The sequence below is a fragment of the Myxococcus qinghaiensis genome (assembly GCF_024198215.1).
Lineage (GTDB): Bacteria > Myxococcota > Myxococcia > Myxococcales > Myxococcaceae > Myxococcus > Myxococcus qinghaiensis.
On sequence record NZ_JAKCFA010000003.1, the window covers coordinates 308,086 to 327,780 of the forward strand.

Below are 19,695 nucleotides of genomic sequence, written 5' to 3' on the forward strand. Positions count from 1 at the left end.
CCCTACAATCCGCCCCCTCGCCGAAGCAACCCTCGCCCCCGACGACGACTTGAGCACCACGCCCCACCGCCTGAAATTCGCCGTCGTCCGTGAAGACCCGGAGCTGGAGCAGGAACTCATCGAGCGCACCCGGGCACGCGCGCTGCTCACCGTCGCGTCGGGCGGCTGCACGCTGCTGACGCTGGCCTGGCACAACCCCTCCCTGGAGCTGGTGGGCTTCGACTTCAACCCGAGGCAGCTCGCCCACGTGAGGGAGAAGGCCGCGAGCCTCGGCACCGCGCGAATGGAGGAGTTCGGGCTGAACCAGCGCGGTGAGTTCGAGGGCCTGTTCCGCACCCTGCGCCACTTCCTGGAAGAATTCGTAGCCCCATCGCGCGAGCTGGCGACCTTCTTCGAGCCCACCACGTCCACCGCCGAGCGGGCCACGCTGCGCGATGGCTGGTTCGCCTCGCCCTACTGGCCGGTGGCCTTCCAGCTCGCGTTCGCGGACCCGTTCCTGCACGCCATGTTCGGCCCGGCGGCGACACAGCACGCGACGCCCGGCTCCTATCCCGGCTACTTCCAGGCGACCTTCGAGCGAGGGCTGCGACGCGAGGACGCCCACCGCAATCCCTACCTGCAGCACGTGCTGCTCGGCGCCTACCGCCCGGAGGACCGTCCCGAGTACCTGCGCGCCGAAGCCCCGCTCCCCGTCACGCTGGTGCAGGGCTCGCTCCCCGACGTGCCCGACCTGGGACGCTTCGACGTCGTCTCGCTGTCCAACATCTTCGACTGGTCGGACGACACGCTCGTCTCCGAGTGGGCCACGCTGCTGTCACGCGAGGCCCGCCCCGGCTGCGCCGTGTTGCTTCGCCAGCTCAACAACCAGCGCGACCTCCGCCGCTTCTTCAGCCCGGCCTTCGTGTTCGACGACGCGCTGGGCAAAGAGCTCCAGGCCCGGGACCGCAGCCTGTTCTACGAGCGCATCGAGGTCGGCTTCCGGCGGACCGACTCCCCATGAGCGGGGTGCGCTATGTGGTGTGTCGGCCGGACACGCTCGGTCCCTACGTGGAGCGGCTGCGCCAGCTCGAGCAGGGCATCCAGTACCCCATCGCCGACGGCGCGGACCACTTCTTCATCGACCACGGCCCCGAGTACCACCCCTTCTTCTCCTCCCTGGGGGACGCGTACTTCCTGCTGGCCCTGCGCGGTGAGGAGCTGCTCGGCTCCGTGACGGGAATCACCCGGCAGGTCCTTCGGGGCGACACCGCCGCCCAGGGGTTCTACATCTGCGACCTCAAGGTGGCCTCGCACGCACGCGGCACGGGCCTGGCGCGCAGGCTCATCTTCCAGGGGCTCACGCACCTGTTCCGCATCCCCGCGCTGCGCCGCACCCGGTTCCTGTACGGCGCCGCCATGCGGGGCTCGCGCGGCGACGTCATGTACACGGTTCGGGGCTGGAATCCGCTGCGCGTGGCTCGGCCGGAGAGCCGGCTCGCGCTCTACTTCGTCCCCCCGGCCCGGCTCGCGGCGCTGGACCTCGCGGGGGCGCCCACGCAGCTTCCGGGTGACGGACTGCTGCTCGGGCCCTCGCCTGCCCGGAAGCTCGAAGGAGTTGGCTGGTGCTCCACGGCGGGGAGCAAGGACCTCCAGCTCCGCTCGACCCAACGTCCCTGGCCGCTCATCCACCTCGCGGCGCCGCCCACGGCCTGGACGCGGGGATGGGGACACTACCTGCGGGACTGCGGGCAGGAACTCGCCGCGGGCCACCCGGACGCGCTGGCCTGCTTCACCCTCGACGAGCGCTTGAAAGCGCAGCTCGACTGGCTGCGGAGCGCGGGCATTTCCCCCGACACGGTGTGCACCGTCTATTCTCTCGACCTGACCCGCCTCAAGGGAACGCCTGCATGGGTGCACCTTCCCTCCTCCGAAATCTGAACCTGCGCCAGCACATCGCCGGCCTGAAGGCCGAGTGGAACGTCCTGGAGGCGTCTCCGTACCTGCGCGCGCTGAAGGACGGCTCGTTCGAGCGGAGCGACTTCCTGGAGACGCAGCGGCAGTTCTTCGCGGCGGTGGCGCACTTCTCGCGACCCATGGCCCTGCTCGCCAGCCGCCTTCCCCGCCCCGAGCTTCGCCTGCCGCTGGTGGAGAACGTCTTCGATGAGCACGGGCGCGGCGCGCTCTCACACAGCCATGAGCACACGTTCCAGGTGCTGTTGGAGCGGCTCGGTGCCTCCGGCGAGCGGCTCCACGAAGGAGCCTTCGGACCGGAGGTGCGCAAGTTCAACGTCGCGCTGACGGGCATCGCCGCCTTCGAGACGCCGCACACCGGCCTCGCCGTGTTCGGCATCATCGAGGACCTGTTCAGCGGAATCTCCCTGGAGCTGGGGCGCGCCATCGTCGCGCGGGGCTGGCTGACCGCGGACCAGGTGGTGCACTACCCCACGCACGCCACGCTCGACGAGGAGCACGCGGACGGCTTCTACCGCCAGCTCGACGCGCCGTACGACGCGTCACCCTCGGCCGCGCGAGACATCGAGCAGGGCCTCCTCCTGGGCGGCCACCTCCTCCTCGGCCTCTACGAGGACTTGTACCGGGCCCGTCGGCGCCGACAGGCCTGACACCCGGGCCTTCAGGCAGCTCGACTCCCCGAGCCTTCGGGCTTCGGGCCCGTCGCCGCCGACAGGCCTGACACCCGGGCCTTCAGGCAGCGCGACTCCCCGAGCCTCCAGACGTCGAACCCGGGGCCGCGACAGCACTTCGCTCCCCCGCCTCGGGCCGCGCCACCGCGTAGCGCTCCAGTTCCACGGCGCAGTGCGCGGAGAAGACGCTCACGTCAGCCGAGTGCTCGCGCACGAGCGTCCGCAGTCGCTCCTGGTTGGCGAGGCGCGCCGCATTGTCCGTGGAGCGCAGCCGCTGGAAGAGCGCCAGTCCCGGCGGACTGCGAGGCGCCTGGAGGTTCAGCTCCTTGTGGTCGAAGTAGGCGTCTCCCGCGTGCAGCAGCCACTTCCCCTCCGTCTTCACCGCGACTCCACAATGCCCGGGCGTGTGGCCCACGAGCGGCACCAGCAACACCTCCGTGGACAGCCCCGGAATCACGCGGACCGCGTCGAAGCCGAACCACCGCTCCCCCTCCACCGCGTAGTGCCTCCACGACGGCTGGTGCGCCCACTGCGCGGGCCGGTAGCCGAACTTCGCGTTCTTCGGCGTCGGCACCATGGCCGCCGCATGCTCGTCGCGGAAGACATGCACCTGCGCGCCGGGAAAATCCGCGAGCCCGCCGATGTGGTCCAGGTCGAAGTGCGTGGGGATGATGTGACGCACGTCCTCACGCCGGAAGCCCAGCCGCTCCACCTGGGCGACCGCCGTCTCGCGCGGGTCCAACCGGGGCGAGTTGCGACGCAGGAAGCGCGAGCCCAGCCGCGTCGTGTCCTCGATGTCCTTGAGCCCCAGCCCCGTGTCGACGAGCACGAGGCCGTCATCCGACTCGATGAGCAGGCAGTGGCAGACCATCCGGGCCCGCGAGAAGAAGCCGCCCTCGCCCAGGACGAAGCGCGCGCCGCCGGCGGGGCACAGGGTGCCGCAGTTGAGGTGATGGACTCGCATGAAGGTTCCTCGGGGGAAGCAGGGGTGTCGTGTGCGTCCCAAGGTAGAAACGGGGCCTCCCCGCCGATTGGAGAAATCGGCCATGGCGCCTCCCGCTTGCGTGCCCTCGATTGAACCTGTGCCTCGCGTGCCGCATGCTTCCTTCGTGACTTCCAGGCCGCTCCAGGTCGCATCCCACGGCGCGCTCGCGGGCTTCGTGCGGGGCTTTCGCGCCGTCACCCGGGACGAGAACCGGGGCCCCGCCTACGTCCGCCTCCCCGACGGAGAGGCCGAGCTCATCGTCCGTCTCTCCGACACGCGAGGCGATGCGTATGTCATCGGCACGCGCCTGCACGTGCTCCAGAAAGGCGGGACGGACGTACCGCCGCTGGCCATCGCCGTGCGCTTCAAGGCCGGAGGCGCCTACCCCTTCTTCGGCGTGCCCATGGCGCAGCTCACCAACCGCGTCGTCAACCTCGACACCCTGTGGGGCGCGGAGGGAGCCAGGCTCCGGGAGCGAATGCACGACAGCCTGCCCGTGGCCGAGAAGGTGAAGGTGCTGGAGACGGCGCTCACCGAGCGCCTGCGTCGCGGTGACGTGTTCGAGCCCGCCTCCTCGCACGTCGTCCGCCGCGCCGTGCGCGCCATCTCCCAGTCGCCGGAGCTGCCCCGCGTCAGTGAGCTGGCTCGGGGCCTGGGCGTCAGCGAGCGACAGCTCCGACGCGCCTTCGATGACGTGGTGGGCCTGGGTCCCAAGGTCTACGCGCGGGTCGTCCGCTTCCAGCGCGCCATGCGGGCCTCCAAGCACTCGGCCACGCCGGACTGGGGCGCCATCGCCGCCGCCACCGGCTACTACGACCAGGCCCACCTCATCTCCGACTTCCGGAGCCTGACGGGTGTCACCCCCGTCGCCCTCCTGCGCGCCGCCCCTTGGCCGTGAGGCCCGGCTTGCGCTAGCAGGAGGGTCATGCCCCTGCTCGCCCTCGTCCGTCACGGTCAGTCGCTCTGGAACCATGAGAACCGCTTCACCGGCTTCGTGGACGTGCCCCTCACCGAGAAGGGCCGCGAGGAGGCCCGCCTCGCCGCGCGCGCGCTCCAGGGCATCACCTTCGACGTCGCCTACACCTCCGCGCTCACCCGCGCGCAGGAGACGCTCGCCATCATCCTGGAGGCCCTGGGCCAACGCCCGCCCATCATCCGCGACGCCGCCCTCAACGAGCGCAACTACGGCGACCTCCAGGGCCTCAACAAGGCGGACGCCGCCCAGCGCTTCGGCGAGGCCCAGGTGAAGCTGTGGCGCCGCTCGTACGACGTGCCTCCCCCCAACGGAGAGTCGCTGGAGATGACCGCCCGGCGCGTGCTCCCCTTCTACGAGCGCGCCATCTCCGGCGACCTCCGGCTGGGGAAGAACGTCCTCGTCGTCGCCCACGGCAACTCGAACCGCTCCCTCGTCATGAAGCTGGACCAGCTCAACGGCGAGCAGGTGGTGGGGCTGGAGCTGGCGACCGGCGTTCCGCTCGTCTACGAGCTGTCGGCCGAGGGGTCCGTGCTGTCCAAACGAACCCCCTCCCCCTGAGACATGAGACAGGGGGCCCTTGTCGTCTGGGGGCTTTGAATGCCATGAGACTCGGCCCGTCAGAACTGTCGAGTACACAAACAAGGACACCCCGATGAAGGCCCTCGCAATCGCCGTCGCCCTGCTGACCTCCGCCACCTCCTTCGCTCAGACTTCCCCGCAGGTCGAGAAGCAGCAGGCGCCCGACGCGACGATGGAGAAGTTCCGCCCGCCTCCGTCGGGCCGGCCGATGCCGCAGCAGCCGGCGGAGCCGCCGCGGCACAACAACTCGGGTCCCTTCGTCCCGCCGAACAGCACCGGCACCCTGGTGGTCGTCAGCCGCGAGGACCTGGCCCAGCGCCTGGAGCGCCTGGAGCGGCTGATGGAGGACATCGAGGACCGCGCCGACCGGGACACCCGCAGCAAGGTGCGCAAGGCGCAGGAGCAGCTGGAGTCCGTGCGGCGCCAGGTCACCGATGCCCCGCTGCTCGCCACGGTGATGCCGCGTCCGCCGCCCCCGCCGCCGGAGCCGATGATTCGTCCGATGGCGGATGGCTCCTTCCAGCGCTGGCATGACGCCATCGCCCGCGAGAACTTCACCGACGACAAGCTCCGTGTCCTGAACACGGGCCTGCAGGGCAACTACCTGCTCGTCTCCCAGGTGATGCGGCTGATGGAGCGCTTCTCCTTCAACGACGACAAGATCAACGTGCTGCGCGCCGTGAAGTCGCGCATCCTCGACACGGAGAACAACTACCAGCTCTACAACGCCTTCCAGTTCTCCGCCGACAAGAAGCGCGCCCAGGACATCCTGTCCAGCCGCTGAGCAAGAACGAGCAGGCACGTTGAACCGGGGCGTCGCGGGAATCCATCCGCGGCGCCCTTCGTGTTTCCGGTGCCAGAACGCCTTACGGTCCGGACAGCTTCTTCATCAGGGCCTTGGCCTCCGGCGAGTCCGCGTCGCCGTGCACGACGGCCAGCACCTGCCCCCGCTCATCGAGCGCGATGGCATAGGGCTCGCGACTGGAGGCCAGCCCCAGTGACTTGCCCAGACCGCCGCTCTTGTCGAGCCAGGTGTCGGACCAGAACTCCTCCGGCACCTTCTTCTTCGCCCGCTCCCGCGCCGAGTCCGCGCTGACGAAGAAGGGGATTTTGAAGGTGAGCACGGAGGCCCGGTGCACGGAGTCAGGCACCTGGGTCGCGGCCGTGTCGAACCAGCGGCGCATCTCTTCGCCGCCGTCCTTGTCGGTGAGCACCACCAGCAGCGTGCGCTTCCCCCGCCACTCCTGGCTCCGGTGCGTCTTGCCCTCCAAATCTTGCGAGGACAGCTCCGGCAGAGCCTCACCTGGCTTGGGCGCGGCGCTCGCCACCGAGGCCACCAGGAGCGAGGCGAGCAGGCAGGCCCCCCCCAGCCCCCGTCGAACAGCTGGATGCGACTGTCGCATCTCCATGACCACCTCCGTCGCCCGAGGGCTTGCGGGTGAAGTGGTCATTGCCTCGGGCGGAGGCCAGGGAAGCGGCCTCATGAGGGGCCTGCCTGCTCGGTGGCCCGGGTGGCTACACCGTTCGGGAGAAGCGCGGCTTTTCGGCTCGCGACAGGTGGGCGTCGAACACCATGGCCACGTTGCGCACGAACAGCCGGCCCAGGGCCGTCAGCTCCAACTGCGTGTCCGAGCGGACCACGAGCCCGTCCTCTTCGAAGCGCCGCAGCCGCTCCAGCTCGGGCGCGAAGTCGCGGACGCCGTCCTCGCCCAGGTCCACCCAGGCGTTGCACATGAGCTGGGTGATGACCGCGCGACGCCTCCTGTCATCCTCGGTGAGCAGCAGGCCGCGCTCGGTGGCCAGTCGCCCTTGTGAGACACGCTCGTAGTAGGCGGGCAGCGCCCGGACATTCTGCGCATAGGCCCCGGCGACGTCGCTGATGCCCGTGCTGCCCAGCGCCACCACGTCCGACGCCGCCTTCACCGTATAGCCCTGGAAGTTGCGGCCCAGCCGACGCTCGGACAACGCGCGCGCCAGCTCATCCTCCGGCACCGCGAAGTGGTCCATGCCGATGGCCCGGTAGCCCGCGCCCACGAACGCGGCGCAGGCCGAGCGGAACAGCTCCAGCTTCACCTGCGCGGTGGGGAGCGCCTCGGCCGGCATCCGTCGCTGGTGCTTGAGCACCTCCGGCATGAAGGCGAAGGAATAGACGGCCAGCCGGTCCGGCCGCATCTCCAGCACCGTCTCGAGCGTCCGGGCCCACGTCTCAGGCGTCTGGTAGGGCAGCCCATAGATGAGGTCGAAGTTCACGCCCGTGAAGCCGAGAGCGCGCGCATGCTCCAGCAGGGCCCGCGTCCGCTCGGGCGACTGAAGCCGGTTCGTCACCTCCTGCACGCGCGGGTCGAAGTCCTGCAACCCCATGGACAGCCGGTTGAAGCCCAGTCGCCGCAGCAACGTGAGCTGTCCCTCCGTCGTCACGGAAGGGTGCACTTCGATGGCGACTTCAGCGTCCTGCAACGGAACGAAGCGCCGCGTGAGATCGGTCCACAGTCGCTCCAGCTGCGGCTCCGTGAGGAACGTCGGTGTGCCGCCACCCCAGTGGATTTGAGAGAGCGAGCGACGCGCGCCGAGTCGCTCCGTCACCAGGTCCAGCTCCATCACCAGGTGGTCGAGGTACCGGTCCGCCGCGCGCGAGTCCTTGCTGATGACCACGTTGCAGCCGCAGTACCAGCAGAGGCTGTGACAGAACGGGAGGTGGACGTAGAGCGACAGCGGCTCGGCGGAGTCCCGAGCCCCCGCGCGGCTCAACCGCTCCTCCAGGGCCTCCGGCCCGAAGTCCCGACGCCACTCCGGCGCGGTGGGATAGCTCGTGTAGCGAGGTCCGGAGACATCGTACCGACTCAGCAGCTCCGGCGTGGGCCGGGGGACACCTGGCAGCGCTTCCATGCCCCACGTCTCATTCCAAGGCGCGTGCCACACCCGTCGCCCGGAGCCCCCAGACCTCACCGCAGGATTCGCGGGGACCTCCGGGGCACGCGCAGGACTTTCGCGAGCCTGCTCCCTCAGCGACGCGGCGACGGCGGACCGAGGAAACGTGCCTCCATCCGCATCACCTCTCCGGAAGCGGAGTCCCTCACCTCGACGAGGAAGACGAACGGAAGCTCCACGCGCCCCTGCGGGACGAGGATGAACAACGGCACCCGGAAGCTCTCCAGGGAGGCGAGCCGCACCTCTGCTTGCGGTATCACCACCTGCGCGGAGTCCGGAGCCCGCGCGGAGATGGAGAACGTGGAGGGCTCCGGGTTCTTGTTCACCAGGTGCAGTTCGAACTGGTTGCGCACCGTCCCCGCCTCGACGAGGTACGGCGTGCCCTGGAAGCGCAGCAGGTTCGCCTCGAAGGGGATGCGTCTGGCCACGCTCCACACGAGCCCACCGACGGAGGCGAGCAGCAGCGCCCCATACAGCATCAGCCGGGGCCGCCACGTGCGGCGAGGCTCGCCCGCCAGGCCGTTGAGCGAGTCGTAGCGGATGAGCCCACGCGGGCGCCCCACCCGGTCCATCACCTCGTCACAGGCGTCGATGCACTGCGCGCAGGCCAGACACTCCATCTGCAGGCCGTTGCGGATGTCGATGCCCGTGGGGCACGCGGTGACACACTTGAGGCAGTCCACGCAGTCGCCCTTCGGCGGCGCGGGCTGCGTGGGGAGGACCTTCAGCAGCCGGCCCCGAGGCTCGCCTCGTCGCGCGTCGTATCCGACGATGAGCGAGTCCCCATCCTGCATCGCCGACTGGAGCCGCCCATAGGGGCACACCACCACGCAGAGCTGCTCACGGAACCACGCGAAGTTGAAGTACAGCGCGCCCGTGACGGCCATGGCCCAGGTGAACGCCACCGGAGCCGCGGCGGGGCCCTGGGCCACCATGGACACCAGGCCTCCGGCGGACACGAAGAGGCTGAGCGCCGCATGGGCGATGAGCAACGACACGCCCACGTAGGCTCCATGCTTCACCACCGCGCGCGCCATCCGGCCCGCCGTCCACGACGTCCCCTCCTGGCGCAGCCGCCGCTCGCGAGGCCCGTCGATGAGCCGCTCCAGCGGCCGATAGAGCCCCTCCAGGAACACCGTCTGCGGACACGCCCAGCCGCACCACACCCGGCCCAGCCACGCGGTGACGAACAGCAGGCCGAACCCCAGCGCGGTGCACAGGAAGAGCACCCGCCAGAAGTCCTGCGCGTTGTACGTGGCGCCGAAGAGGAAGAAGCGTCGCGCCGCCACGTCCAGGTGCACCGCGGGATGTCCGCCCACCTCTATCAGCGGCAGGGCCACGTAGACGGCGATGAGCACCCCGAACGCCACGCGGCGCCAGGTGATGAAGCGGCCCCGCACGTCCGACGGGTGCAGCGCCCGCCGCGAGCCATCCGCGTGGATGGACGAGAGCTGGTCGATGCGAGGGCCTTCCTGCCGCGGGGGTATCGCCATGTCGAAGTCCTCGTGGCCCGAGCGCTACGGCTGCTCGGGCTCACCCTGAGGCGCCTTTCCGCCGGCCGTGTTCGTCCCCTTGAGCGTCAGGACGTACGCCGTGACGGCCTTGACGCGCTCGGCGCCCAGCGTCCGCTCCCAGGCGGGCATGCCCTTCGCCACGGCACCCTCGGCCACCACCTTGTGGATGGCCATGGGAGCGCCACCGTGCAGCCAGAAGCCGTCCGTGAGGTTGGGCCCGATGAGGCCCTGACCCTGCGCGCCGTGACAGGCCGCGCAGTTGGCCTGGAACACGGCCTTGCCGCCCTCCAGCGACGTCGGGTCCTTCACCAGCTTCAGCAGCAGGTCATCCGACGCGGGCGTGTTGCTGGCCATGCGCTGGGCATGCTCGGCGGACTCCGCGGCGTACTCGCCCAGCTGGCCGGGCCCCGCCTCCGCGATGTGGTACCAGAACCAGTAGCCCGCGCCGAAGACGAGCGTCGTCCACAGGATGAACAACCACCAGTTCGGCAGGTTGTTGTCGTGCTCCTCGATGCCGTCATAGATGTGTTTGACCAGCGACTTCTCACTCATGGCCGCCCTCCCCGCGCTCCGACAATGGCAGCCGCGAGAGCGCGTCGAAGTCCTGGCTCCTGCGCGCTCCGAACACCCACGCGCAGACGCCCAGGAAGATGGCGACGAACAGGACGAGCGCGAAGAGGGGAAGCTCCTCCAGCGTCATCCCCTGGTAGAATTGCTTGTACATCAGCGGCCTCCTTCCTGGCCTCCCGCGGCCGACGCGGTGGGCGCGACATCTGCTGGCGGCGTGGGTACGTCCTGCGGACCTCGGCCCAGGCGCTGGAGGTAGGCGACCAGGGCCACCATCTCCGAGTCCCACGCCACCTGGACCCCCTGCGTCGCCAGGTCCGCGGCGATGGCCTCACCCTGGGACTTCTGCCGTGCCTCGGCCGAGTCCACGTCCGCGTGGGTGTACGGCACGCCCAACTTCTGCATCAGCGACAGCTTCTTCGGCGCGTCCTTCACGCGGATGCGGTTCTCCGCCAGCCACGGATAGGACGGCATGTTCGAGCCGGGACTCGTGGCTCGGGGGTCCATCATGTGCGTGTAGTGCCAGAGGTTCGGATACCGGCCCCCCACGCGGTGCAGGTCCGGACCGGTGCGCTTGCTTCCCCACTGGAACGGATGGTCGTAGATGAACTCCTCCGCGCGGGACACGTCGCCGTAGCGCTGCGTCTCCGCCACGAAGGGCCGAATCATCTGCGAGTGGCACGTGTAGCAGCCCTCGCGCACGTAGAGGTCTCGCCCCTGGAGCTCCAGCGGGGAGTACGGCTTCTGCGCCTCGCCATGCGCGGGCACCGCCTGCTGGATGAGGATGGTGGGCAACAGCTCCGCCACGCCTCCAATCAGGATGGCCACCAGCGTCAGCACGGTGAAGGCCAGCGGGCGTCCCTCGATGAGCGCGAACCAGGACGGCCGCCCCGCCTCGCGGTCCTTGCGCGTGACAATCCAGGCCAGCTCGCCCAGCGCGATGATGGCACCCATCAGCACCAGCGCGCGCACCGGCTTCGCCCAGCCCAGGAACATCGTCACCGTGAGGATGGCGATGGCGAAGACGAGCGGACGGCCGGTGACGACCTGCACCCAGCCCGGCGCGGGCGCCGTCGTCGCGGTGGGCACGGGAGCCTTGGCCTCTTCCACGACGACGGTGGTCTCGCCGTCGACGGCCTTGCCTGCGCGCGCCGTCTTCCAGAGGTTCCACGCCATCATGCAGAAGCCCACCAGGTACATGGAGCCGCCGACGAAGCGGACGATGTACATGGGCCGGATGGCGAGCAGCGTCTCCACGAAGTTCGGGTACAGCAGCGTCCCGTCCGCGTGGGTGGCGCGCCACATCAACCCCTGGTTGATGCCGCTGATCCACATGGACACGATGTAGAGGAGGATGCCCACCGTCCCCAGCCAGAAGTGCGCGTCCGCCGACCGGGTGGAGTGCAGCTTCGTGCCGTACAGCCTGGGCACCAGCCAGTAGAACATGCCGGCCGCCATGAAGCCGTTCCAGCCCAGCGCGCCGCCGTGCACGTGGCCGACAATCCAGTCCGTGTAGTGCGCCAGCCCGCTCACCGTCTTGATGGACAGGAGCGGCCCCTCGAATGTCGCCATGCCGTAGAACGTCACGCCGGCGATGAAGAACTTGAGGACCGGGTCATCGCGCAGCTTGTGCCACGCGCCCTTCAGCGTGAGCAGGCCGTTGAGCATTCCGCCCCACGACGGGGCCCAGAGCATGACGCTGAAGACCATGCCCAGCGACTGCGCCCAGTCGGGCAGCGCCGTGTAGAGCAGGTGGTGGGGACCGGCCCAGATGTAGATGAAGACCAGGGCCCAGAAGTGGATGATGGAGAGCCGGTACGAGTACACCGGCCGCTCCGCCGCCTTGGGCAGGAAGTAATACATGATGCCGAGAATCGGCGTGGTCAGGAAGAAGGCGACGGCGTTGTGGCCGTACCACCACTGCACCAGCGCGTCCTGCACACCGGAGAAGACGGAGTAGCTCTTGAGCCCGTCCAGCGGCAGCGCCAGGCTGTTGACGATGTGCAGCACCGCCACGGTGATGATGGTCGCGATGTAGAACCAGATGGCGACGTAGAGGTTCTTCTCGTTGCGCTTCGCCAGGGTCCAGAAGAAGTTGATGGCGAAGACGACCCAGATGACGGTGATGGCCAGGTCGATGGGCCACTCCAGCTCCGCGTACTCCTTGGACGTGGTGATGCCCAACGGCAGGCTGATGGCCGCCGCGACGATGATGAGCTGCCAGCCCCAGAAGTGGATATTGGAGAGCAGGTCTGACGCCATGCGCGCCTTCAAGAGGCGCTGCGTGGAGTAGTAGACGCCGGCGAACATCATGTTGCCCACGAACGCGAAGATGACCGCGTTGGTGTGCAGGGGCCGCAGCCGGGAGTACGTCAGGTAGGGGATGCCCAGATTGGCCTGCCACCACGCGAGCTGGCTGGCCACCAGCGCCCCCACCGCCATGCCCACGATTCCGAAGACCACCGCCGCGAAGATGAAGCGGCGGACCGTGGTGTCGTCGTAGACGATTCGCTGTTGTTGCACGGAGTCACTCCTGGGAAGCCGAAGACGACGGCCCGTCGGAAGACGCGGTGGGGCGAGCCACGCTGTCCTCCTCGAGCGGAAAGAGCGCGAGCCGGTCCGCCTGCTCGTGGTCCCGGTGACGCATGCTGTAGATGAACAGCAGCACCGAGCTGGCCACGAGCATCAGGCTCACGAAGACCTGGAGCACCAGGACGTTCATGCGGGCACCTCCGTGGGGCGCGCCAGGGGCGCCGGGCCGCTGCGTGGAGCACGGGGCGCGGACAGGCTCCAGAGCGTGAACAGGACGGTGGCGAGGCTGGTGGCCGGCATCGCCACGGCGGCGCGCAGCGGCGTCATCCAGCCCGCGAGGCACACGGCGACAGCCACCCCGTTGTAGCCGATGGCCAGCATCACCAACCGCCGCACCACGTGCCGCAGGTGACGCGACAGCTTCAGCGCCTCACGCAGCGAGGAGAGCCCCTCCCCCACCAGGAAGAAGTCGCTCTTGCCCGGCATCACCGGTCGGTCAATCGCGGGAGTTCCGGCGCAGAGCGCCCGCTCGAAGGCGAGGCTGTCGTTGACGCCGTCGCCCAGGTACAGCGAGTCCGTCGCACCAAGGCGCGAGACGGTGAAGGCCTTGTCCTCCGGACGAAGTCCGCCCAGGGCGCGCTCCAGCGGCACGCCCAGCGAGCCCGCTAGCGCCCTCACCCGCTCGGGGGCATCCCCCGAGATGAGCCACACGGCATGGCCCTCTGCCTGGAGCGCGAGGACCTCCCGCCGCGCGTCCGGCCGGAGCGCCTCTCGCAATGGAAACGCGGCCAGGGGGACGCCGTCACGAAAGAGCACGGTGCCCCGAGGCCCGTCGGTGCCATCTGCGCACGGCAGGACCGGGGTTCTGCTGTCCGAGCCAGGAAGGGTGGCACTCGCTTGCGATGCCGCCTCGAGCCGTGGCGTATAGCCAGCTCGCAGTGGGTCCGCTGCCTTGAATGGCGCTGCGGCGTGGCCATGCCCCACGGAAGTCGGCGAGCTGCTGGCTCGCACCAGGCGCCAGTCCGCGCGGCCCAGGCGCCACGACACGCCGTCCCGCATCCACTCCAGGCCCTGGCCTGGATGCTCCGTTACCCGCGCCTCTGGAACGAAGCGCGCGCCCGTTCGCGAGAGGACGTCCGAGAGACAGCGACTCACCGGATGGTTGCTGCGCGCGGCCAGGTTGAAGGCCACATCGCGCTCTTCAACGGAGAGCGCATCCAGCGAGGCCCGGTCCGCCAGCTCCATCCGCCCGAGCGTCAGCGTCCCCGTCTTGTCGAACAGCACCTGACGCACGCGCGGAAGGCGGTCCAGCAGGTCCGTCGCGCGGATGAAGAAGCCCTCGCGACGCAAGCGAGCCTGCACCCACTCATAGGCCAGCGGCGTGGCGATGCCGATGGCGCACGGGCACGTCACCACCAGCAGGGCCACCGCCACCTCCAGCGCCTTGTCGGGCCCCGACGGCCACCACACCACGAGCCCCAGCGCCGACACGGCCAGCACCGTCACCACCCACCGCCGCGACACGGCCTCCCAGAAGCGCGTGTGCCCCGCGCTCCGCCCTGCTCCGTCTGGCGCGCGACGCAGCAGCGCCACGAGCGGCGAGTCTTGAAACGACTGTCGAGCCCTCGCGCGCACCGCCTCGCGTCCCGCATTGAAGGCGCCCGCGGGCAGTGCCTCCCCCACGGACATCTCTCGCTCGTCCGGCTCTCCCGTCATCCAGTCCGTGGAGACGCGCGCGCTCGCATCGAGCAACTCCGCCTCCACGGGCACCAGGTCCCCAGGCGCGATGACGAGCAAATCCCCCTCGGCGACCTGGGTGACTCGCACGGTGGCAAGCCGCTCGCCCTCCTGCCGACGAACGAAGAGTCCCTCCGCGCCGTCGTCCTCCAGCAGGAAGCGGCGGTTGCGCTCCAGGACGCGCTGCTGGAGCCAGCGCCCCACCAGCATCAGCGTGACGAAGGTGTTGAGGGTATCGAAGTACGCGAGGTCACCGCGTCCACCCCGGGCCTGCACCAGCGAGGTGCCGAACACCAGGAGGATGCCCAGCGCGATGGGCAGGTCCAGGTGCGGCACGCCTCGACGAAGTCCCTGCCACGCCGAGCGGAAGAACGGCCACCCACCCACCAGGACGACGAGCGTGGACAGCGCCAGGCTCAGGCGCGTGAAGAGCTGGAAGACCTCCGCATCCTCGGGCGTGAGCCCCACGTAGAAGCTCACCGAGAACAACATCACGTTCATCGAGAGCGCCACGCAGATACCCAGGCGGATGGGCAAATCCAGGCTCGCGGGCGCGGGGCGCTTGCGGCTGGGGCCGAAGAGATAGCCGAAGCCCTCCACCGTCCGCAGGAAGCCGCCCACGTCGAAGGCCCCGCGTCTCCACTGCATGCGCGCCTTGCCCAGCGCGGGGTCCACGGTGAGCCCCGCGCCTCCAGGCTGTCGACGGAACAGCTCGTTCATCAGCCAGACACAGGCGGCGCAGTGGATGCCCTGGACGTCCAGCTCCAGCGAGCACAGCGAACCCGGCGCGGCCTCCGCGCGAGCCACCAGCGGCTCCAGCCACGCGAGACCGCGTCCTCGTGCCGGCTCCGCCGCGGGCGCCGTCTTCCCACCCGTGAGCTGGTAGTAGCGAGTCAGCCCCTGCGACACCAGCAGGCCATGCACCACCTCGCACCCCGCGCAGCAGAACTCGCGCGAGGCCGTGCCCTCCGGCACGCGGCTGCCACAGTGGAGGCAGGAGGCCACGTCGGGCCGGGTTTGCGCGGAGTCGGGCATGCGAGCTGTCACCTTGCGAACGGCATGCCTGTTGCGAAGGACCTGCTCATGCCCACCGATGTTCCGCTGCTGCTGGCCTCGCTGACTCCGACTCCGACCCTGGTCGCGGGCGCGCTCGGTGCGCTCACGGTGGGGCTCACGGGCAGCGTGCACTGCTTCCTGATGTGTGGGCCGCTCGCCTGCGCGGGGCTGCCTGCGATGCGTGGGCCCGAGCGACGCCGAGCACTCTTCGCCTATCAGGGTGCTCGCCTCGGGGCGTACGCGCTGGTGGGCGGAGCACTCGGCGCACTCGGTGGCGGCGTGACTCGCGCGCTCGCCGTGTCCACGCGTCCGTATCTCCCGTGGCTGATGGCGGCGGCGCTGGTGGCGTCCGCGCTGGAGCTGGGAAAGCGCCTGCCTCCCCTGCCCGGGCTCGCGCGACTGGCGAGCGCCCTCTCGCGCGGGAGCGCAAAGTTTTCGTGGGTGGGTCGCGCGGGCGCAATGGGTGCGGTGACGCCCTTGCTGCCATGTGGCCTGCTCTACGGCGTGCTCACCGTGGCGCTCGCGAGCGGCTCGTTCGGTGGCGGCGCGGTGGTGATGGGGGCCTTCGCGCTGGGCGGACTTCCGGCGCTGCTCGGCGCACAACTTCAGGCAGGGCTGTGGAGCAAGCGACCCTGGCTCGCGGAGTTCCTGCTTCGTCGGGCAATGCCGCTCGTGGCGGCGGCGGTGCTCGTCTTCCGCGCGGTCGACACCTCACCTCACTGCCACTGAGCGTCTTCGACGTCTTCGCCATGCGTCGGGTGCGCTTGTCGCACGCGGTGGCATCGGCGAGGCTCCCGGCACCCTCTCTCTCGCCCGCCGAGGAATGATGACCGCGCCGCGCACTTCGAGCACTCTCGCCGCGTTGCTGCTGCTATCCGCGAGCTGCACCACCTCGCGCCCACCGTCACAAAGCGAAGCGCCGTCCGCGACCGTCACCCAGGCCGCGCTCACACCCGCCCAGGTGGCGCTCCGCGCTTTCGTGGACGCTCACTTCGACGAGCAGTTCCGTCGCCTCCCGCTGTCAGCCACTTCCGCGGGCGTCCACACCTATGACGGCGAGCTGCGCGGCTTCACCGCCGAGGAGCGCGCGTCACACCTGGCGTACCTCAAGGGCCGGCTCGCCGCGCTGCCGACGGCGGTGGACCGGAGCGCGCTGCCGCCGCTGGACCGGGCTGACTACGACATCCTCGAGAACAACTTCCGCTCGCGCATCCTGGAGCACGAAGAGGTCCGCTCGTGGGAGCGCAACCCCAACACGTACCTGAGCCAGGCCTCCGTCGCGGTGTTCCAGCTCATCAACCGGGACTTCGCGCCGCTGGAGCAGCGCATGCGCTCGGCCGTGAGCCGCATGACGAAGGTGCCGGACCTGTTCGCCGCCGCGCGGACGTCCCTGAAGAATCCCCCGAAGCTGTGGACGGAGATTGCCCTCCAGCAGGCCCAGGGCACCCGCTCGCTCTACGCCCAGACGCTGCCCCAGGCCTTCGCGCCGGTGAAGGACGCCGCGCTGAACGAGGCGTTCCAGAAGGAGCAGGCGCGCTGCCTCGCGGCCATCGACGCGTACATCCAGTTCCTGAAGGAGGACCTGCTGCCTCGCTCCCAGGGGAACTACGCGATTGGCGAGGAGACCTATCGCAAGAAGCTGCTCTACGAAGAGGGCGTGACGGAGAGCATCGACTCGCTGCTCGCGTGGGGGCAGGCGGAGCTGAAGCGCACGCAGGCCCAGTTCAAGGAGGTGGCCGGACGACTGGGACCGGGCAAGGCCCCCATGGACGTGTACCGGGAGCTGAGCAAGGAGCACCCGACCCCCGCGGAGCTGGTGTCCAGCACCACGGCGACGCTGGAGGAGATTCGAGCGTTCCTCATCCGTGAGCGCATCATCACCGTGCCCAGCGAGGTGCGCGCGCAGGTGGCGGAGACGCCGTCCTTCAATCGCTCGCTGTCCTTCGCGAGCATGAGCACGCCCGGCCCGTTCGAGAAGCAGGCCACGGAGGCGTACTACTACGTGACGCCGCCGGACCCGACGTGGACCGCCGAGCAGACCGAGCAGCACATGAGCTTCTACAACCACCATGCGCTGCCGCTCGTCTCCATCCACGAGGCCTACCCGGGCCACTACGTGCAGTTCCTCTGGACGAATCGGGTGGAGTCCAAGGTGCGGCGCCTGCTGGGCTCGGGCTCGTTCTCCGAGGGCTGGGGGCTGTACACCGAGCAGATGATGCTCGACGAGGGCTACGGCGGGCGCTCGGGTCCCTCCGCCGACAAGCTGCGCCTCAACCAGCTCGCGCTCTACCTCCAGCGACTGGCGCGCTACGTCGCGGGCCTGTCCCTGCACACGCGCGGCATGACGTACGAGCAGGCGGTGAAGCTGTTCGAGGAGGAGGCGTTCATGACGAAGACGAACGCGGAGCGCGAGGCCCGCCGGGGAACGTCGGACCCCACGTACCTCGTGTACGCGCTGGGCAAGAAGCTGCTGATGGAGCTGCGCGAGGACGCGAAGGTGCAGTGGGGCAAGGACTTCTCCCTCCAGCGCTTCCACGATGAGGTGGTGTCTTATGGATACCCGCCCGTGCCCATCGTCCGGCGGTTGCTGCTCGGCGAGGGGCCCGCAGCGGCCGCCCCGCAGGAGTAGCACTGGCGACGGTGCTGCACCTCCGTCCAATGCTCCTGACTGGCTTTGAACCCTGTCAGGCCACGCAATGGTTTCGAGGAGCACGCACAGGCACCCTCCAGGGACAACATCCTGGAGGTCGCCATGTATCAACGTTCGCGGAAAGTCTTTGGGAGCATCGCGATGAGCGCAGCCCTCGTTCTGGGCTGCGGGGGAGCTGTCGACACAGGGGACGAGCCCGCGGCGGAACTGGAGCAGACGGAGCAGCCCCTGCTCACCCTCGTCACCTGCGTCGGCTCCGTGTCGAGCAGCTATTCGCCCGCGCTCACCAGTACGCCCCAGACCGTGAGCATCACCGGAACCGCCAGCTACTCACTCTGCACGGGGACGGGTGGCGTGACGACCGCCTCCAACAGCACCAATGCCATCAGGCCTGCCTACTCATGCCTGGGCCTGCTGGAGGTGGGGACGTCACCCGCGACGGTGACCTGGAACACCGGGGAGACCTCCACCATGGTCACCACCCGGGTGTCAGTCCAGCTCTCCGCCATCTCGACCACCTTGGTCCATTTCGGCTCGGTGACGGCGGGCAAGTTCGTCGGAGCGCGCGTGGTCCGCGCCACCGAGTTCCTCAACACGGACCTGGATGCCTGCTACACCCCCGAGGGCCTCTCGCAAATCAGCGGGCCCAGCACGCTGAACATCGTCAGCCTGCTCTAATCCGGAGTCGGTGAGGCGCCGCGCCGTCAGCCCAGCAGCCCCTGGACGACGGCGTGACGCATCACCTCGGCGAGCACCTCCATCCCCTGGAGCGTGTTCGCCCGCCGCACCGACACGTCGCCCGCCGTCGCCTGCGTCGAGTCCGCCACCACGAAGGGCAGCGCACGCCGCCCCAGGCGCAGCAGGCGCTCGTCGTGGAAGGCCTCCGGCGCCCGCTCACACAACATCCGCATGAGCATCGTCATGTTCGCGATGCGTGAGGGCTGCATCGCGGCGCCCAGGCACGAGTAGTCCATGCCGTGCTCGTTCAGCACCGCGCTCCTGCCATCTTTCGCGAAGACGTAGATGAGCTGAGACGTCTCCTCCGTCTCCTGCCGCACCGTCTTCGCGCCCGTCTTGGGCATCACCAGCCCGTGCGTGGCGATGGCCAGCCCGTAGGCCTTGGCGACGTCCAGCTTGCTCGCCTGCTCCTTGTGCTCGCTCTGCGTGCGCACCGAGCTCGCCGCCCGGAGGACCGCGACGACTTCGCTCCACGCCAGCTCCAGCGCCTCCCCTGCCCTCGGCGTGAAGGTCACCGTGTCCTCGCCAAACGTCACGCGGCGCGCCACCACCCGCCCCTGACCGAGTCCCCGCTCGTCCACCGCCAGCACCGACAACCCCACGCCCCGCAGCGACGTCACCAGCGCCTCCGCCGCCGCCGGCTCCAGCCGCGCCAGCAACGCGGGCGGCTCCGGCGCCAGGCGCATCCGCGCCTCCGCTGGCGCCATGCCCGTCGCGGACGCCAGGGCCATCGCCGCCGCCTGCATGTCCGACGGCGCCTCCACGAGTGCGACCACCTTCATGTGCCCACCTCGGCCTTCGCGAATCGCCTC

The 19,695-nt window shown here is 69.5% G+C and carries 19 protein-coding genes; 9 read left to right on the top strand and 10 right to left on the bottom strand.

Annotated elements, in window-relative coordinates; genetic code table 11:
- Positions 1 to 49 precede the first annotated feature (49 nt).
- From LZ199_RS06325 to LZ199_RS06335, 3 genes are read left to right on the top strand one after another with little or no spacing between them, the layout of a single operon-like run.
- Entirely contained in the window at positions 50 to 1,000 is a 951-nt protein-coding gene (locus LZ199_RS06325; RefSeq protein WP_253992736.1) for a DUF3419 family protein, read from the top strand.
- The gene (locus LZ199_RS06330) at positions 997 to 1,917 is read left to right on the top strand and encodes a GNAT family N-acetyltransferase (protein ID WP_253992737.1); all 921 of its coding nucleotides are present in this window, start codon (positions 997 to 999) and stop codon (positions 1,915 to 1,917) included. The genes LZ199_RS06325 and LZ199_RS06330 overlap by 4 nt, the downstream gene beginning before the upstream one ends.
- Positions 1,887 to 2,600, top strand: coding sequence for an iron-containing redox enzyme family protein (locus LZ199_RS06335; RefSeq protein ID WP_253992738.1), 714 nt, complete (start codon positions 1,887 to 1,889; stop codon positions 2,598 to 2,600). The genes LZ199_RS06330 and LZ199_RS06335 overlap by 31 nt, the downstream gene beginning before the upstream one ends.
- 82 nt (positions 2,601 to 2,682) lie before the next feature.
- Here LZ199_RS06335 and LZ199_RS06340 read toward each other — a convergent pair whose 3' ends face one another.
- Entirely contained in the window at positions 2,683 to 3,585 is a 903-nt protein-coding gene (locus LZ199_RS06340; protein WP_253992739.1) for an MBL fold metallo-hydrolase, read from the bottom strand.
- A gap of 82 nt (positions 3,586 to 3,667) precedes the next feature.
- Between LZ199_RS06340 and LZ199_RS06345 the strand changes: the two genes are divergently transcribed.
- The 3 genes from LZ199_RS06345 to LZ199_RS06355 all read left to right on the top strand — a co-directional run bounded on the left by LZ199_RS06345 (position 3,668) and on the right by LZ199_RS06355 (position 5,945).
- Positions 3,668 to 4,504 carry a helix-turn-helix domain-containing protein gene (locus tag LZ199_RS06345; RefSeq protein WP_253992740.1) on the top strand — a complete coding sequence of 279 codons (837 nt, stop codon included), beginning with the start codon at positions 3,668 to 3,670 and terminating at the stop codon, positions 4,502 to 4,504.
- 27 nt (positions 4,505 to 4,531) lie between these two features.
- Positions 4,532 to 5,140, top strand: coding sequence for a 2,3-bisphosphoglycerate-dependent phosphoglycerate mutase (locus LZ199_RS06350; RefSeq protein ID WP_253992741.1), 609 nt, complete (start codon positions 4,532 to 4,534; stop codon positions 5,138 to 5,140).
- Positions 5,141 to 5,234: 94 nt separating this feature from the next.
- Positions 5,235 to 5,945, top strand: coding sequence for a DUF4476 domain-containing protein (locus LZ199_RS06355; RefSeq protein WP_253992742.1), 711 nt, complete (start codon positions 5,235 to 5,237; stop codon positions 5,943 to 5,945).
- A gap of 82 nt (positions 5,946 to 6,027) precedes the next feature.
- On the opposite strand, the gene LZ199_RS06360 is transcribed toward LZ199_RS06355, so the two are convergent.
- From LZ199_RS06360 to LZ199_RS06395, 8 genes are all read right to left on the bottom strand, one after another.
- Complete coding sequence (locus LZ199_RS06360; protein WP_253992743.1) at positions 6,028 to 6,570, bottom strand: hypothetical protein; 543 nt, start codon at positions 6,568 to 6,570, stop codon at positions 6,028 to 6,030.
- A 106-nt stretch (positions 6,571 to 6,676) separates the two neighbouring features.
- On the bottom strand, positions 6,677 to 8,047 hold the full coding sequence (gene hemN / locus LZ199_RS06365) for an oxygen-independent coproporphyrinogen III oxidase (RefSeq protein ID WP_253992744.1): 1,371 nt from the start codon (positions 8,045 to 8,047) through the stop codon (positions 6,677 to 6,679).
- Between the two features lie 116 nt (positions 8,048 to 8,163).
- Positions 8,164 to 9,582, bottom strand: coding sequence for a cytochrome c oxidase accessory protein CcoG (ccoG, locus tag LZ199_RS06370; protein ID WP_253992745.1), 1,419 nt, complete (start codon positions 9,580 to 9,582; stop codon positions 8,164 to 8,166).
- A gap of 24 nt (positions 9,583 to 9,606) precedes the next feature.
- On the bottom strand, positions 9,607 to 10,155 hold the full coding sequence (locus LZ199_RS06375; RefSeq protein WP_253992746.1) for a cbb3-type cytochrome c oxidase N-terminal domain-containing protein: 549 nt from the start codon (positions 10,153 to 10,155) through the stop codon (positions 9,607 to 9,609).
- A complete protein-coding gene (locus LZ199_RS06380) occupies positions 10,148 to 10,327 on the bottom strand; it encodes a cbb3-type cytochrome oxidase subunit 3 (RefSeq protein WP_253992747.1) in 180 nt (59 codons plus the stop codon). Before LZ199_RS06380 ends, LZ199_RS06375 begins: the two co-directional genes overlap by 8 nt.
- Positions 10,327 to 12,693, bottom strand: a complete 2,367-nt coding sequence (gene ccoN, locus LZ199_RS06385) for a cytochrome-c oxidase, cbb3-type subunit I (protein ID WP_253992748.1) — start codon at positions 12,691 to 12,693, stop codon at positions 10,327 to 10,329. Before ccoN ends, LZ199_RS06380 begins: the two co-directional genes overlap by 1 nt.
- Before the next feature lie 4 nt (positions 12,694 to 12,697).
- Positions 12,698 to 12,892 (bottom strand): cytochrome oxidase, encoded by a 195-nt coding sequence (locus LZ199_RS06390; protein ID WP_253992749.1) that lies wholly within the window; start codon positions 12,890 to 12,892, stop codon positions 12,698 to 12,700.
- Complete coding sequence (locus tag LZ199_RS06395) at positions 12,889 to 15,474, bottom strand: heavy metal translocating P-type ATPase (protein WP_253992750.1); 2,586 nt, start codon at positions 15,472 to 15,474, stop codon at positions 12,889 to 12,891. The genes LZ199_RS06390 and LZ199_RS06395 overlap by 4 nt, the downstream gene beginning before the upstream one ends.
- A gap of 48 nt (positions 15,475 to 15,522) precedes the next feature.
- Here LZ199_RS06395 and LZ199_RS06400 point away from each other — a divergent pair, with 48 nt between their 5' ends.
- The 3 genes from LZ199_RS06400 to LZ199_RS06410 all read left to right on the top strand — a co-directional run bounded on the left by LZ199_RS06400 (position 15,523) and on the right by LZ199_RS06410 (position 18,823).
- A complete protein-coding gene (locus LZ199_RS06400) occupies positions 15,523 to 16,224 on the top strand; it encodes a sulfite exporter TauE/SafE family protein (RefSeq protein WP_253992751.1) in 702 nt (233 codons plus the stop codon).
- 94 nt (positions 16,225 to 16,318) lie between these two features.
- Positions 16,319 to 18,124 carry a DUF885 domain-containing protein gene (locus LZ199_RS06405; RefSeq protein WP_253992752.1) on the top strand — a complete coding sequence of 602 codons (1,806 nt, stop codon included), beginning with the start codon at positions 16,319 to 16,321 and terminating at the stop codon, positions 18,122 to 18,124.
- Between the two features lie 162 nt (positions 18,125 to 18,286).
- On the top strand, positions 18,287 to 18,823 hold the full coding sequence (locus LZ199_RS06410) for a hypothetical protein (protein ID WP_253992753.1): 537 nt from the start codon (positions 18,287 to 18,289) through the stop codon (positions 18,821 to 18,823).
- A 26-nt stretch (positions 18,824 to 18,849) separates the two neighbouring features.
- On the opposite strand, the gene LZ199_RS06415 is transcribed toward LZ199_RS06410, so the two are convergent.
- Positions 18,850 to 19,665: a hypothetical protein gene (locus LZ199_RS06415; RefSeq protein WP_253992754.1), complete on the bottom strand. Its 816-nt coding sequence runs from the start codon at positions 19,663 to 19,665 to the stop codon at positions 18,850 to 18,852.
- Between the last annotated feature and the right edge of the window lie 30 nt (positions 19,666 to 19,695).